Consider the following 15118-nt stretch of genomic DNA (forward strand, 5'->3'; position numbering starts at 1 on the left):
TTACTTAAATCGTTTTCTAAGTTAGAATAAAAGGTTACTTTTTAATAAGTAGAGTTACAATGTGGCATTGCCCATTGCTTCTAGCTAGAGGGCGTTGTTTAACCTACTTTCAGATAGCACAGCAATGATGGATTGGAAGAAACTTCTGACACCAAAAAGACTTGGCAAGACTGAACCAGAAAACCCCCAGTTTGATCGTACTCCTTTTCTGAGAGACTATGATCGCCTAGTATTTTCCTCACCTTTTCGTCGTCTCAAAGACAAAACCCAGGTTTTTTCGTTGTCAACAAATGATTACATTCGTACTCGTCTGATTCACAGCCTCGAAGTTTCCTGTGTTGGTCGATCCCTTGGTAGAATTGTGGGTGAGAAAATGGTAGACACACACAAACTTAATGATTATGGGTTCAGTGCTTCAGACTTTGGTGATATTGTCTCTGCTGCTTGTCTAGCTCATGATATCGGTAATCCTCCCTTCGGTCATTCTGGAGAAGATGCTATCCGTACAGGGTTTGAATCCTGGTACAACACTGTTAACCATGTAGGAGAAGAACTTCTCAGCAAGTCTCAAAAAGCTGACTTTGATTCATTTGAGGGTAATGCACAAGGCTTTCGTATTCTAACCAAGCTTGAAATGCATCCTCAAAAAGGAGGAATGCAACTCACCTGCCCAACTTTAGCTGCTTTCACAAAGTACCCTAGAGAATCATTGCTATCAGAATCTACCTTAAACGACGGTTGCTCAGATAAAAGTATTAAAAAACATGGTTTCTTTCAGGCAGAAAAATATTTATTTGCTGAAGTAGCAGAAACGGTTGGGCTAATTCGCCGTCATGATAATGCAGCATGGTGGTCTCGACATCCGCTTGCTTTTCTTGTTGAAGCAGCAGATGATATTTGTTACTCAATTGTTGATGTAGAAGATGCTCATCGCATGAAATATATCTGCTTTGACAAAACCGAGTATTTGCTTAATGAAATTGCAAATATTGATATTAACAAGCATGATGAAAGTAAGGAAGAAAAAGTTAAGCGACTTCGTGCCAAAGCTATACATAATCTAATAGAGCAGGCAACTGAAATTTTCTTTGCACACGAACAAGAAATACTTTCTGGAAAGTTTGACAAAGACCTGCTATCTCTAAGTAGGTATGCAAATCATCTAGACGTAATTAAGAAAGCAACCGAATCTGATGTTTTCCAGCATCGCGATGTTGTTAGTATCCAAATAGCTGGTTATGAGGTTTTAGGAAAACTATTTTCTGAGTTTGTTAACGCTATCCTGCATGACAGCAAAAAAGCAAAGTTAATCTGTAATATGCTACCTCAAGAATATCGTCCGAATCCAGACGAAGATACCTATAATAAAATCCTTAAAATTACAGACTATATCTCTGGTATGACCGATTCTTATGCTACCAGTTTATTCCAACAAGTTAGTGGGATTTCATTGGGATAGAGTGACAGCATTTGCACCTGACAATGTATACACAGTATTTATTTTTAATCATGATTGATTAACCAACCTTTTCTCTCAAGTGTATGTAGTATCTCCGTCAGAAGAGGGTTGTCATTTATCAATAGAGGCTCCTGACAACTTGTAGAAATTCCCTTAGTACAGGTGTCATATCTTCTTCCCGCCACACTATAGCCGTTTCTACTAATGGTGTTTTCTCCTCTAGAGTACGATAAACTACACCAGTTCTCTGAAGATTTTGCAATGAAGATGGTGCGATCGCAATCCCCATTCCTGCTGAAACCAATCCGATAATCGTCTGCATCTGAATCGCTTCTTGAGTCACTTTTGGGCTGAAGTCTCCTTGCTGACAAAGACTTACGATTTGGTCGTAAAGTCCGGGCCCCAAATGGCGAGGGAACATGATAAAGTTTTCGTTTACTAGCGATCGCACTGAAATCTTTTCTTGTTCGGCTAAAGAATGAGTTTCCAACATAGCCACAATTAACGCTTCTTGCTGAATGCACTCTTGATTGAGTGTGTTGTCTTCTAAGGGCGGATGGGCAAAACCTACATGGATGTGCCGATTCTGTAGCGCTTGCTCTTGCTGATTTGTGGTTAATTCTTGCAATACCAACTCTACTTCTGAAAACTGTTCTCTAAACCGCCGCAAAATCACAGGAAGCAAATCGTAAGTTACCAAACTGGTAAACCCAATTCGTAATTGTCCCTTTTCACCTCTTCCCGTTTTTTGAGTTAGCTCAATTGCTTTTTGGAGTTGAGCTAAAAGTTGATAAGCCTCTTGCAAAAAAACTTGTCCTGCTTCTGTTAGTTGTACCTGTCGTTTGGTTTTGCGATGAAACAGTTCTACTCCCAATTGCGCCTCTAATTGCTGAATTTGCTGGCTTAAGGGTGGTTGAGCGATGTGCAGTCGCTCCGCGGCTCTACTGAAGTGCAGTTCTTCAGCGACAGCAATAAAGTAGCGCAGATGTCGCAGTTCCATCTTTTTGATATTTTATAAGTTTCAATTATCTATAAATATATAAACGCAGAGAGGCGCAAAGTAGCGCAGAGGTTTTAGAAAATTTATAACAAACTAGAGGTGCGATCGCTAGAATTAATACTGATTTACGCATACATTTCATTGACCCTCGACAATCAAAAATATATTGATCGCTATAATCATCCCGTAAAAACAATTTGTTGCTTGTAATATAAAAATGTATCAGTCTCTATGCTATATTTATTCGTTTTTAAAAGCAGCTATTGAAGTTTTTACGTATATTTATAAAAGCCTCAGATGCTATGTATAAATTATTTAAACTTCGCTTCAGTTTTCAAGTTTGATTAAAAATTCTGCTACTATAGTTGTCCTAGCAAGAGATTCATTTATATTATAAAATAATATTAAAATTCAAGCGAGTTAGTGCTATATATTTCACTGGCTAAGATTTGAAAAATAGTAATTATCGCTTCTTTAATAATGAGCAATAGTGATTCAGAAAGTATCATTCATAGCGCCGAACATCAGCTATTTTTCTTATCTTCAATGCCCTATGCCCCATAACTCATGCCCAATACCCTAATTGCATACTTCTATGGGATTAGAAGTATCCACACCAACCCAAACAACTACCCCTAGCAGGTTAAACTAGGTCTGGTAACAACTGCTCCACGTTCCTTATGAGGCTTTTATGGGAGCTAACCTCAAACAGATTGCCAACTATTTAGACAACCTTGGTTGGGACTACCGTTTTGATGATGAAGAAGACCGAATTATAACAGGTGTGGAGGCTGATAATCTAGAAGATTTCCTAATAGTTGTCCAACTGGATGAAGAAGGAAAATTTTTTCGGGTATTTGCCCCTCAAGTTCTGGGAGGAATCCAAGAGCATCCTCACAAGGCAGCTATCCTCCAAACAATGCTTGCCATTTCCTGGGAAACCAAAATGTTGCAATGGGAGTATGACCCATCCGATGGTGAAATTCGTGCCATTATTGAGTTTCCTTTAGAAGACTCGATTCTCACAGAAAAACAATTTCACCGTTGTCTGAGTGGATTAATTCAGATTGTCGATGGCATAGCAATACCTCGCCTGAAAGAAGTGATGGCAACAGGTCTCGATCCGGGGAATATAGAACTTGGGGAAAGACTATTACTCAGTATCCAAGAAGAAGCCCCAGGATTGTTAGATTTACTAGAAAAAGCAATGGAAGCGCGAAAAAAGCGAGGAAGTTTTCCTAGTGAGTGAGACGGATCGTTACTTAAATAGCTATACTCCAAAGTGATACCCTCACTATATACTGAAATTTTCTGGGGCTGGATATTATGACATCCTATGCAACCTCCTCTGCCAAAGCGGAAATGAGCGAACTCCGGCGGTTGAAAGCTTTACTACCACCAGAACTGCAAAGCTGGGTCACGGTTGAAGGCACAACTGAGGTCAATCCACCCCTGGTTCGCTGCGAAGAAATTGGTAAAGACCAGGTAGAAATTCAAATTGATTTGGTGAAATGGGATGCCCTCGCAATGGATCAGCGTAATCTGCTGTTCTGGCATGAGGTTGCTCGCGTTCAAAATGACACAATTCCTAAAGATGGTTGGGAAATGGCAGCTCTAGCCATTGGTTTAGGTGGTGCTGTAGGGGAATTGTGGGTACAAGATGGATTGCTGCTGGTGTTAGCTTTGTCGCTTTGTGGCGTGTCAGGCTGGCGACTGTACCAAAAGAATAATGGGGAAAAGCAACTAAGAGAATTGCTCAATGCTGATGAGAAAGCGATCGCTTTAGCAACTCGTTTTGGTTATAGCCTCCCCAATGCCTACAAGAGTCTCGGTAGCGCCTTGAAAACCCTGATTGATAATACTCCTAGTAAGCGCCAACGGTCGAGATACGAAGCAAGACTCTCTGCCCTCAAACGCAGTGCCAATAAGGCAAAAGCTAAATCCAAAGCTCCAGATGAGGGCGCACTATAGCAACCATAAATTAGGTTGGGTGGGTATTTACTCACCCCCCGAAAACAAATCAACGTGGCTTTAACGAACCTTTCCCTGCCTTGAACTTTAGTTCAAGTTTCTGTCTGAGTTGGAGAAGGAAGATTTTACGTAATAAAACCTCTTAGTGGTCTTTTGATTTAGCTAATTAGACTTCCTACTAAGGAGGCTGCTGCCTCCCTAATTAGCGACAACAGCCCAATTACCATTTCATAAAATCTTACTTTTTTCTTGACTACATCTTTATCAAACTCAAATTTTACAACTGGTTCAGCATTTTATGCGTTTGGGGGATCACGCGCACGTGCTTGACAAAGCCCTTCATCAAAGCTTGCCACATCAAAACTCGATCGCTGGAAGGTGCAAGTACAGGTACTGGAGAAAATTGTTCTGATACAGCCAAAGGCGTAACAGGTTGTAAAAATACTGGGATATCTGGACTAACCTCTGCCACCAACGAAGCTGAACGTTCCAACTCGGCGGGATCTGTGTTTTGAGACACAATTATCTTGACAAAAACATTTAAATATGAGTCATAACATAACTGGAGAAATTTACTATGTTCTTGCCAATGACTTTCGCCGCTAACACTGGGCAATTTGAAATCCATACCTACAGAGTCTAAGTATGGGATAATCATTGCTAGTTGTTCTGGGCGATGTCCGCCGGTTTCTAAGTATATAGGTAGACCAGTTATGGCTCGCACTTGGGGTAGAAACTGCGTTAGAAATGAGGCATGAAGAAGTGGTTCGCCGCCAGTTAAGCTAATGCTATCGTGTAGACAAGGTAGATTTTGCTGTTCCACCCATTCGATTAATATGGGTAATGGGACAGGGTTAGAGTGGATTTCAAAGTCGCGCAATCCAGGCGATCGCTCTATCCGACAAGTTGTAGGTGCACTCCAAGTGTGGGCGCTATCACAAAATTGACAGCGCAAATCACACAAAGCAAAACGAATAAATATCTGACGTGTCCCTACATTCAGTCCTTCCCCTTGAATGGCAGAAAAGACCTCAATCAGGCGTGCGGTAGGTGTAACCGTATTTTTAGAAATCATTTGATGAGAGCAACGCGATCGCGCTGCGTCGGCACAACAGCAAGGGTGTTTTTTGGCTTCTTGTTCTATTGTGAATCGTCGCTAGCGATCTCCAATCTCAGCCTCGGTAAATAGCAGTTAGTCCTGATTACCACTAATTTCCGATATTAGGTTAAGTAATTTTGTAGGACAAACTAATGTTTGGCATATTACATTATACATGGCAACGAAAGTGCAGAGCTTCATGACTAGCCAACCGACAGAGGTCGATTTTCCAGTTAATTCCCTAAACGACATTGCTATAGTGCAGGTGCCGACGCGGTTGAGCGTGCTGGAGGCTTTAGGCTTTAAGCAAACCTGCCAAGGCTTAATTGGGCCCAATTCACATCCCAAGCAAATCATCATTGACTTTCACCAAACTACTTTTATCGATAGTAGTGGTTTAGGTGCCCTGGTAAGTAATTTTAAATATGCTCAGTCCAAGGATATTACATTAACACTGCGGAATGTAACACCTCAAGTCATGGCAGTTCTAAAACTCACAGGGTTGGATCAGGTTTTTCCTCTAGAACTTGTGGGGGATGGGTCGTTAATAGAACAAGATGACGTAGTAGATAATCGGAAGACAACTTCTCGTAAAGTAGAGCAGTTACCTACTACTCACCCATCTATGGCATCTTGGATGAAACGGTTCTTAGATATTATCGGGTCAGTAATTGGTTTATTAATTACAGGAATTTTGTTTATTCCGATTGCGATCGCTATTCAAATTAACGATCCCGGGCCCATTTTCTTTAGTCAAATTCGTTGTGGTTGGATGGGTAAGCGGTTTAAAATTTGGAAATTCCGCTCTATGTGTGTGGATGCAGAAGCAAAGAAATCCCAAGTTAAAAACCAAGTGCAAGGTGCTTTTTTCAAAAATGAAAATGACCCTAGAATTACTAAGGTAGGGCGCTTTTTACGGCGAACTAGTCTTGATGAATTACCCCAATTTTGGAACGTCCTTAAAGGAGAGATGAGTTTAGTAGGCACTCGACCACCTACACCCGATGAAGTCGAACGCTATGAAGTACCAGAGTGGCAACGTTTAGATGTAAAACCAGGCATGACTGGCGAATGGCAAGTTAATGGACGTTCTACAGTCCGTAGTTTTGAAGATGTAATTCGTCTGGATTTGCAGTATCAAAAAAATTGGAGTTTAGTGTACGATTTAAAGCTAATTTTCAAAACTATAGCTATTCTGTTTAATAGAAACAGTGGTGCTGTTTAGCTAATTATCCTTATTCACAATTTTTTGAGAACTCGCAACTCTCACGATATTCTTAAATACACCCAAGCCTATTTTAGGCTTGGGTAAATTTTAGGTTTACTTACAGCAGCACGCAAGTGTCAGCCAAGTTTAGATTTGAGATTTTAGATCGATCCCACGGATGAATCCTTTTGATTAAAACAGAGATATTTATGTATTTTTATCCCCTCTTAAAATCAGGGTTTGAAACTAATTTTGGATTTTGAATCGTTCCATCCAAAATCCAAAATTTGGCGATCCTGTGTATGAGATTATCCCATCGCCTTTTGAACACTAACTACTTCGACCTGCTGTACCTCTGGCAACAAACGCTTCATACCTTGCTTAACAAACCCCTGCAAAAAACCAATCTGCTGATTTTGCTGAAATACTTTTTGCAACGTTTGCCGCAAATTCTCCAAATTCAAACCAGTTCCAGAATCTATGGCTATTTCCTGCTGTTGGAAATACTCAACTAAACTCAACCCTGCCACTCTAGTCAGATAAGCTGCACTTACTCCCTGCACTACGCCACCAGCAACAAAGGTAACGGCATTACTTTTCAAAACAGTACTAATAGCCTTTGTAGATAGTTCAACTAAACCCAATTTCAGCATCAAACTTCCCATTGTTCCAGCTACGGTTTGTGCCTGTTCTAGAGAAAATTTTTGCTGATAGATATTACCCAAATCCATTACCATTTGAGCATTAATTGCCGCAGTTGCCAGGATATCAAAGGCTGGTACAGGGTTAGCAAAGGCAGCGGCAGCAGCTATCCACTGATATTGTTCAATAATTGGGGTGGCGCGATCGCATCTAGTTCCATTCAAGCAGTTTTTCGCCTCAGCTTTCAACAATCCGGCTTTTCTCATGGTTGTCACCCAAACTAGCCGTTGTCTTTGCTGTGCTAAAACTTCATCCAACTGCTGAGTTAACTGTTGGATATCAGCTGCTGGTTGCTCCATCCACTCTTGCACAGAACCATCAGCCTCATGCTTTCGGACTTTGATGGCAACGGGAGAGGCCGCAGTTGCAACTACATTTCCCTGCATCCGCTGTTTCAATGACAGCAAAATATTGGCGCTTTCATCGGTTAAATACTGGTCTTGTTTGTTGAAAACCAGCATATTAGGCTGATTTGCTGCCTTTAGCTGCTGTAAGGTTTGAAATTCTGAGTCTGTTAAATCACCGTTTGTCAGAAATAGAACAAAATCAGATTTTGCTACTTCTGCCAAAATAGCCGCATCTGAATTTTCACCCACTTCTCTAAATAAAGGTGCTGTTTCTTGTAAAGACACGAAATTTTGTGTCTCTAGATTTTGCTCCAGCACTTGAATTAAAGTGCTTTTACCCACGGATTTCCCGCCAGTCACAGCTACTTTAATTTTTTGTCTGTCTAATTCCAGTAACAATTGGGCAATTTGTTCTCTGAGTGTCTCTAAGGCTGGATGGTTTTCTGCTTCTTGTGCTAGTTGGTTAATTACAGTTTCAGTTTTAGCGATCGCACTTTCCACAGTCGCTCGATCAACCACCATCCCATCTAGCTGCTTTAAACTGTCTTTGGGGCGATTTTGCTGGAATAACCACAAACCACCGCCTACAGCTAAGGCACTCAACAAACCGAACTCACCCACCTGCACTATAGAATCGTGCCAACTGTCCAACATCCACAGGGAAAAGGAAAGTCCCAATCCTCCCACTAAAATTGGTCGCTGCAACTTCACAACCATGATTCTCCGCGCTTTTTGGATGGCTATTTCTTCCAGAATAGATCAAAATAAAACAAAACCCTGCAATCTTTACTGATTGTAGGGTTTTGTTTTATATTCTATGTGGTGGCGGGAAGTGGATTTGAACCACTGACCTTCGGGTTATGAGCCCGACGAGCTACCAGGCTGCTCTATCCCGCGTTGCTCTCGACTTATTTATAATAACCTATAGTCAAGAGTTTGGCAACTACAAAAACGATAATTCTCCAATTACTTCTAAACGCTTGTATTTTCCCAAGGTGACAAACTTTTCTGAGAGGCTTTCGGCGGCGCTGGGACTAATCCAACCCATTTGCTGGAGTAAGTGAATAGCCACGGCGTATTTTGCTCGTTTTGCCCCATCCATGACTTTGATTGCCAATCCCAAGCCTTCACCGAGTCTACCAATGCACTGCACTCCTTCGGCACCAGTTTTGCTGACTAGTTCTCCTGGAGTTAAGCGCATTAGTTCCGTATCAAATTCTCCATCTCCTGCGACCATTGCGGGGTGATGAGTCATAGCACGGACAATCCGCTCCATATCCAAGTTGGTACTAGAGGCTAACAGTGCATATAAAGATGCCATGTGACCGAGTTGCATCAGATAAGTTGGTGCGCCACAGTCATCATGAGCGCTGATAAATTCTGCTGCTGGCATTCGCAGCAACTCTGCGACTTTGCCCAAAATTAACTGCTGTATTGGATGCTTGCGATCCAAGTAGTTATTCAAGGGCCAATGGCGTTGCTGACAAACAGCTAACATTCCCGCATGTTTTCCAGAGCAATTGTATTCCAGAGGACTCCGTTTGCCTTCAGGAATTGGACACTGGAGTATAGTCGGGTCGAGATCCGCCCGCCAAAGGATGTTAAATACCTGTCGGACTTGATCTATTCTTCCTTTATGGGAACTTGTGATAATTGCTAAATCGCGATCGCTGAGTTGATAGCGTTCCAGTGTACCTGTGGTGGTGACAGCGAGTGCCTGAAATGGTTTGAGGGCTGAACGGATAAATGCAGCAGTTTCAGAATTTCCGGCAACGGTTAGAACCCGTCCTCGTTCGTCGCAGACAACAGCTTGGACTATATGCCTGGATTCAATAATACCTTCCCGCAGCAACCGGACTTCCAGTGCTGTGGCTTGAGTTCGTTTTCCCATTGTCATGGGTTTATATTTATCACCTTTTTTAATTAATTAGTCATTGGTCATTAGTCATTAGTCCTTAGCTAATGACTAATGACCAATAACTCTTTAAAACAAATGCCAAACTATAGTACCAGTAACGTACATTCCCGCCAAGCCAGCAAAGGTAAATTGTAACCGCCGCAGAATGGGTTTAATTTCGTAGGCGACAATTAAGCGATCGCGGTTGAGAACTTCCTCTGGTTTAGTCCAAGTTTGACCGTCGTACCAGCCGGACTCTTCATAAAATACTGTGGGACTACAAAGGCGATCGCACACGTAGAACCATCCTAAGTATAACCTTACCAGTATCAGCACTAACCCGACACTTGCTCCGGCTGCACCACAAAGAATAAAATGTGCAATATACTTGTGAGGGGGAAAACTTGCCGCAGCTATCGGCCCTGCGAAGAGCCAAGATAAACCCCAAATCCAAACAAGTTTCGTGATATACTCGCGCCAATGTAAAGTGGTATCACGAAACAGCCAGGAAGTTTTTAACTCCTCGTATTCATTGAGTGGTTGTTGGTCTGTAGGAACTGGGCAATTAGAAACCGAAGACCTAATCATGTTGGCTTACCCTCACCTTCATCAGATTCTGGAAGGGAAATACGTTCTGCATGAATCCAGAACGCTTCTAAATTATAAAACTCCCGTTCCTTAGGCATCATGATATGAACGATCACATCACCGTAGTCTTGTAGTACCCAACTCCCCTCAACTTTTCCTTCTGTCCTTAAGGGACGGCGTTGCAACTCAGTTTCGACTTTTCCTTCAATTGCTTGAGCGATCGCCCTGACCTGTACCCTAGAATAGCCAGTCATCATCACAAAGTAATCAGCCAGGTAAGATACCTCTGCTACTTTGAGCAATAAAATCTCACCTGCTTTGCGGTCTGATGCCGCAACAGCGATCGTTGCAGCTAATTTTTCACTCGCCTCTTCGGTTTGGCCGTGACTTATTACCGCACTTTTCGTCAGTGGGACAGATTGCAATGGGAAATTTCCTTGGAAATAATCAGTCATTAAACCTCAGGTGCTTTCTTCCTTTTGAAACAATTGTTGACATTTATTTACAAACAACGAACAATTGATCTGACAAATGTGTCAATAGGTTTTTTTGAATACTAACAAAAAAACAGGTGTCTATGGGATTAGTTTGATAATTAGCTGTTTAGATTTCGATATCCGCAATAGTTGATTGCTAATGGTTATTGTGCAGCGATAAATCAACCAATAGCTTTACAGCAGTAATTGACAGCGAAAACAATTGCAGATTCATCAAACATCATAATATGTAATGTAAAGCTAGTAATTTGCAGGTAACTACACATCTACGCTTGATACTTGTCTACCAAAAATTATGATACGACACAGCATACTAATAACTGGTCTAGCAAAAGTGCGCTTTATTATATACGCACGAATTTAAGTATTAATACATACCTTGTTAGGAGTAACCCACGGGTTGAATGAAGTGAAGCCGTGAGATTTTTAGTTCAACAATCCACCTGACAACCTACTTGTCTATCGCTATATTTTTAATAGTTAAATTAGCTACCCTCAATATCTCATAATACTTAGACATGAGGGCATAATTGTAATTTCTACAGATGTAACATAACTTTGCAGTAAAGATTAAACTTCTTGTTTTGTAACTATGCCTGTAGACTGAATTGCTCTACGTTCTGCTGTCAATGAGTAACACAAAGACTCATATTGATTTAAGGCTTGATCAAAAGCATATTGCTCAACGGCATATTGGCGACTTTTGTAACCCAGAGTTTTGACTTTTTCGGGGTTTTGGTACAAATCTAAAATTGCCATCGCTAAAGCTTGGGGATCTTCTGGAGGAACGATAACTCCGCCGCCACTTTGCCTAATGGCTCTTGCTGCCGTACCATTGTCGGGGACAGAGGCAACTAAAGCCCCTCCACTAGCAAGTAGCACTTGAATTTTTGACGGCATATTGAAGGATACAACATTTTTCTTTTGCACCACTAAACCAACATCCGCAGCTGCCAACATTTGTGGTAAATCTTTGCGGGGTTGAAATGGCAGTAATAACACATTATCTGCGCCGCAGTCTAGACATTCCTGTTGCAATCGCTGTAAACCTTTGGCCTCTCCAACGATGACAAAGACAATATCTGGGATATGACGCAATACAGAAGCAGCTTTGACAACGCTTTCTAAACCTTGAGTTAAAGCGATGTTACCAGAATAAAGTACTACAAATTTGCCATTCAGATTATGTGCTGCGCGGAAAGGGTTATCCTCTTTAGGCAAAGGGCGGATAAAATTTACATCAACCCAGTTGGGAATTTGCACAATTTTCTCAGCTTCTACGCCCTTAGCTCGCAAATTGTCCACAAACCCATCGGCGATGACACTAATTTTACTGGCACTGTTATAGGCAAATTTTTCCAATAATGTAAACAACCGGATAAGTAATTTATTTTTCAATAGACCGACATGGACGGCTGCTTCTGGTAAGATATCTTGTAGATTTAAAATCACAGGACAAGCACGTAACCATCCTAAAAGAGCAACTGGTACACAGCTTGGCAAGGATGGTGATGTTGAGAGAATCACATCTGGGCGCCAACCGATAAGGGCGGGTACAAAGCTAGTGACGACGAAACTAGCATCTAATAACACCCTATCTAATAGGTTGGGTTGTGGACGAATCCAAACGAAACTGCGTTGAATTTGAACGCCATTTTTGTATTCGTTGACATACCATTTACCCCGATATTCCTGGTAAATTTGCCGCTCAGGGTAATTGGGCATAGCGGTGACTACACGCACTTCATGCCCACGTTTCACTAGTCCCTCTGCTAATTCAGTCATTAGTGGGGCAATACCAATCGGTTCTGGATAGTAGTTGTAGGAGTAAATTAAAATCCGCATAAAAATTTAGTCCGAAGTACCCCGGTTTTTTATTTAGTGACAAATATTTGTCTGAAATATCATGTGGGCTTGGAAAACCCTATATTTAATTGTGACTCCAGACTGTTTTTCTGTCAGGTATTTTCCTTAAAGATTGAGTAAACTTTGAGATGTAATACTTAGGGAAACTATAAATTTTTTTTACTATTTAAGCAGTTTTTCAATTGTTATTTTTTGATTGGTACTTACGTAGAAGCCCTAAGTATATTAGGTTTTACCAACTCTTCAAACCAAATTGGAATAGTTAGTATTAACTCTCTCTATAAGTTACGCACATAACCCATTTTCCTAGAATATGAATATTAATAAGATTTTTTGATCGTACTAGTGTAATTCAATGAGCGATCGCCCTTGTATTTTCTCTTTTTTTGCTGGCTCAGGTTTCCTAGATTTAGGTTTTGAAACCAGCGGTTTTAATATTGTTTATGTCAATGAAATCTTCGCCCCATTCATCGCTGCCTATCGCCATTCACGAGAAGTTCTAAAAATGCGATCGCCTGAATATGGATATCATCATGGTGAAGCAGCAGATGTAACAAAACTTATTAGCGGAAAAGAAGAACAACACCTTCAAGAATTAGTCAAAGACTGCCGCAAATCTCATAATATAATTGGTTTTATCGGTGGGCCTCCCTGTCCTGATTTTTCTATTGGTGGAAAAAATAGAGGAGGTTTGGGAGAAAATGGTAAACTTTCCGCTTCATATATTGAATTAATTTGCCGCAATCTTCCAGATTTCTTTTTATTTGAGAACGTTAAGGGTTTATGGAAGACAACAAAACACCGTTTGTTTTTTGAATCGCTCAAGCAACAATTACACGAAGCAGGCTATATATTAACAGAGCGATTAATTAATGCTATCGAATATGGCGTACCACAGGATAGAGAAAGAATTATTTTAATTGGTTTCAAAAAGAATTTTCTTCAGAACATAGGGATCAAAGTTGGTAATAAAAAGTTACTACATGAGGTATATTTTCCTTGGAATAATTATATTTTATATCCTCACGAAAAAGTCTTTTCTTACCCTTGGCGCAAATGTGAACCATTCCAAGAAAATTCTCTAATACCTTGTCCTGACAATATACCTGAAGAATTAACAGTTGAATACTGGTTTAGAAAAAATAACGTTCTGAAACATCCCAATGCTGAAAACTGTTTTCAACCAAGGGCAGGTATCACAAGATTTGCTTCTATTGATGAAGGAGATGATTCTAAAAAATCCTTCAAACGTCTGCATAGATGGCGTTACTCTCCGACAGCTTGCTATGGAAATAATGAAGTACATTTACATCCTTACAAAATCCGGCGGATTTCTGTAGCAGAAGCTTTAGCTATCCAATCTTTGCCTGCAAATTTTGTACTCCCAGAAAGTATGTCACTCACTAATATGTTTAAAACTATTGGTAATGGTGTCCCATATTTGGCATCGCAAGCATTGGCTCAAACTATTATTAACTTCTTAGGAAATAGTGTAAAAAACACTATTGATATTCCTAGTATTACTACTACTTAGCGTTAACTTAAATACTTGCAGTAATTCCGGGATATCTGTAAAGCCCATATTAAAGACAATTCAGCAGCTTGTTTTCAGGATAAACTCGTAATAAATGTGGTTTAATATATATATAAGAAATGTTTTAATTTTTTATAAAGTTTAATAATCAATCACTGGCAGAAGACACGATGGCAGCAGACTATCCAGACATTGATATTGCGCCATTCATCGATCACTCCCTGTTAATGCCAACGGCTACTCCAGAGCAGGTTGAGCAATGGTGTGAAGAAGCATATAGATTCAACTTTGCGGCGGTTTGTCTGTTCCCCGCTAATGTTAAGCAAGCAGTAGAACTCCTCCACGGTAAAAACCCGAAAGTTTGTACGGTGATAGGCTTTCCTTCTGGTGCAACGACTTCAGCCGTGAAACTGTATGAAGCTCAAGAAGCGGCGGATAGTGGGGCCACTGAGTTGGATGTAGTCATGAACTTGGGCTGGTTGAAAGCTGGCAAAACTGAAGAAGTCCACCGGGAGATTGCCGAAATTTGCGAAGAGACTGGGCAAACGGTCAAGGTAATTTTGGAAACTAACCTGTTGACAGATGCAGAGAAAAAAATAGCTGCTGAAATAGCTATGGAGGCAGGAGCAGCATTCTTAAAAACTAGTACAGGTTGGAATGGTGGTGCAACTGTGGCAGATGTACGACTTTTGCAAGAATTGGCAAAAGAAAGGGTGGGAATTAAGGCTTCAGGTGGTATCCACACTATCAATCAAGCCCTAGACTTAATCGTAGCGGGTGCTACTAGATTAGGCACATCTCGCGGTATGGATTTGATCCGTCAGCGCGATAACCTGGGAAAGGGTGAATAGTCATTTGTCCTACCCTACGGGAAGCCGCCAAAGGGCGTCTATGTCATTTGTCCTAAGCTAATGACCAATGACTAATGACTAATGGCTAATAACTACTAAT

The 15118-nt window shown here is 40.9% G+C and carries 13 protein-coding genes and 1 tRNA gene; 6 read left to right on the forward strand and 8 right to left on the reverse strand.

Translation table 11 applies throughout. The features are described from left to right. Positions 1–124: 124 nt before the first annotated feature. Positions 125–1459 (forward strand): deoxyguanosinetriphosphate triphosphohydrolase, encoded by a 1335-nt coding sequence (locus ACM0OX_RS19945; RefSeq protein ID WP_414516767.1) that lies wholly within the window; start codon positions 125–127, stop codon positions 1457–1459. A gap of 118 nt (positions 1460–1577) precedes the next feature. On the opposite strand, the gene ACM0OX_RS19950 is transcribed toward ACM0OX_RS19945, so the two are convergent. Next, complete coding sequence (locus ACM0OX_RS19950) at positions 1578–2459, reverse strand: LysR family transcriptional regulator (RefSeq protein WP_414516768.1); 882 nt, start codon at positions 2457–2459, stop codon at positions 1578–1580. A 691-nt stretch (positions 2460–3150) separates the two neighbouring features. On the opposite strand from ACM0OX_RS19950, the gene ACM0OX_RS19955 reads away from it, so the two are divergent. Both ACM0OX_RS19955 and ACM0OX_RS19960 read left to right on the forward strand, forming a co-directional pair. Next, complete coding sequence (locus ACM0OX_RS19955; RefSeq protein ID WP_335003901.1) at positions 3151–3708, forward strand: hypothetical protein; 558 nt, start codon at positions 3151–3153, stop codon at positions 3706–3708. Positions 3709–3785: 77 nt separating this feature from the next. Next, on the forward strand, positions 3786–4430 hold the full coding sequence (locus ACM0OX_RS19960; RefSeq protein WP_292729213.1) for a DUF3318 domain-containing protein: 645 nt from the start codon (positions 3786–3788) through the stop codon (positions 4428–4430). A 277-nt stretch (positions 4431–4707) separates the two neighbouring features. Here ACM0OX_RS19960 and ACM0OX_RS19965 read toward each other — a convergent pair whose 3' ends face one another. After that, entirely contained in the window at positions 4708–5505 is a 798-nt protein-coding gene (locus ACM0OX_RS19965) for a 7-carboxy-7-deazaguanine synthase QueE (protein WP_414516769.1), read from the reverse strand. Positions 5506–5704: 199 nt separating this feature from the next. On the opposite strand from ACM0OX_RS19965, the gene ACM0OX_RS19970 reads away from it, so the two are divergent. Further along, positions 5705–6754 (forward strand): sugar transferase, encoded by a 1050-nt coding sequence (locus ACM0OX_RS19970; protein WP_414516770.1) that lies wholly within the window; start codon positions 5705–5707, stop codon positions 6752–6754. Positions 6755–7044: 290 nt separating this feature from the next. On the opposite strand, the gene ACM0OX_RS19975 is transcribed toward ACM0OX_RS19970, so the two are convergent. The 6 genes from ACM0OX_RS19975 to ACM0OX_RS20000 form a co-directional block, all read right to left on the reverse strand. Then, complete coding sequence (locus tag ACM0OX_RS19975) at positions 7045–8502, reverse strand: YcjF family protein (protein WP_414516771.1); 1458 nt, start codon at positions 8500–8502, stop codon at positions 7045–7047. A 103-nt stretch (positions 8503–8605) separates the two neighbouring features. Then, a tRNA-Met gene (locus ACM0OX_RS19980) sits at positions 8606–8682 on the reverse strand. 46 nt (positions 8683–8728) lie between these two features. Beyond that, complete coding sequence (locus ACM0OX_RS19985; protein ID WP_289799287.1) at positions 8729–9682, reverse strand: asparaginase; 954 nt, start codon at positions 9680–9682, stop codon at positions 8729–8731. An 87-nt stretch (positions 9683–9769) separates the two neighbouring features. Continuing rightward, entirely contained in the window at positions 9770–10270 is a 501-nt protein-coding gene (locus ACM0OX_RS19990) for a CGLD27 family protein (RefSeq protein WP_335183545.1), read from the reverse strand. Further along, the gene (gene rsfS / locus ACM0OX_RS19995; protein ID WP_292818512.1) at positions 10267–10725 is read right to left on the reverse strand and encodes a ribosome silencing factor; all 459 of its coding nucleotides are present in this window, start codon (positions 10723–10725) and stop codon (positions 10267–10269) included. The genes ACM0OX_RS19990 and rsfS overlap by 4 nt, the downstream gene beginning before the upstream one ends. Positions 10726–11337: 612 nt before the next feature. Further along, positions 11338–12612, reverse strand: coding sequence for a glycosyltransferase family 4 protein (locus tag ACM0OX_RS20000; protein ID WP_414516772.1), 1275 nt, complete (start codon positions 12610–12612; stop codon positions 11338–11340). A gap of 376 nt (positions 12613–12988) precedes the next feature. On the opposite strand from ACM0OX_RS20000, the gene ACM0OX_RS20005 reads away from it, so the two are divergent. Then, positions 12989–14167 carry a DNA cytosine methyltransferase gene (locus tag ACM0OX_RS20005; protein ID WP_414516773.1) on the forward strand — a complete coding sequence of 393 codons (1179 nt, stop codon included), beginning with the start codon at positions 12989–12991 and terminating at the stop codon, positions 14165–14167. 170 nt (positions 14168–14337) lie between these two features. Further along, complete coding sequence (gene deoC, locus ACM0OX_RS20010; RefSeq protein WP_292729187.1) at positions 14338–15018, forward strand: deoxyribose-phosphate aldolase; 681 nt, start codon at positions 14338–14340, stop codon at positions 15016–15018. Positions 15019–15118: the final 100 nt, after the last annotated feature.

The sequence above is a fragment of the Nostoc sp. PCC 9305 genome (assembly GCF_963920915.1).
Lineage (GTDB): Bacteria > Cyanobacteriota > Cyanobacteriia > Cyanobacteriales > Nostocaceae > Nostoc.